2 protein-coding genes are annotated in these 674 nt (G+C 45.1%); both read right to left on the bottom strand.

Going from position 1 to position 674, the window contains the following annotated elements; all coding sequences use genetic code 11:
- On the bottom strand, window positions 1–290 hold a 290-nt coding region (locus DW103_RS18000), incomplete at its 3' end, for a cysteine peptidase family C39 domain-containing protein (protein ID WP_233545743.1).
- A 6-nt stretch (window positions 291–296) separates the two neighbouring features.
- Window positions 297–674: glycosyltransferase (locus DW103_RS17995; protein WP_122278617.1), on the bottom strand; the 378-nt coding region annotated here is incomplete at its 5' end.

The raw sequence follows: 674 nt of genomic DNA, 5'->3' as shown, positions 1-674 counted from the left end.
ATCCGGTAACATACAACAAAATGGTTCTGGTTCCAATGCAATATACAAGGCAAAGGAACCTCCTTCTTCAACTGCTCCAAGGTTATTCTCACCCCGGACGTGCGAAAACCGACCGATTCGGCCGCATCGCTTATTCCCAGCATGGAAACCCCTTCGCGCGTGATGAACGACCTTTCGCGTAGCGATTGCAAGCTATAGGTCTTACCGTAGTACTTGGCTATCATACGCAGGCACGACGGACCGCAGTCCATCGCGTCGAGCTGAAGATAATGGGGGAAAGGGGTCAACATAAAGCGTTACACAAATAAAGATTCGTACAAATTCCGCATTTTCTCCAAAAATAGGGATTCCTCATATTTCCGCAAATAGGTTTCCCTATACATATTGCTCGGAGGAGCCTGCAACAAAGCCAGCATGCTCTCCGCCATTTTTTCAACGGAAATATACACGTCGTCCTCACGTTCTTCCACTTCTATTTTTTCCACACCTTCAAGAGTTTCATTCAACCCCGTGGAAGTTGAAATTAGCAAAGGGATATTGAACATCAGCATCTCCATCGCCACATAACTGCATTGTTCATGCAAAGAGGGCATCACTCCGATATCCGCTATCTGATAAAATTCATACAACTCGTCCTTATTCAAACGACCTGTAAATGTCACTTTATTCCAATA

The sequence above is a fragment of the Parabacteroides sp. AM08-6 genome, from assembly GCF_003473295.1.
Lineage (GTDB): Bacteria > Bacteroidota > Bacteroidia > Bacteroidales > Tannerellaceae > Parabacteroides.
The sequence above is the reverse complement of the archived record's forward strand: the minus strand, read 5'-3'. Positions and strand labels throughout refer to the sequence as shown.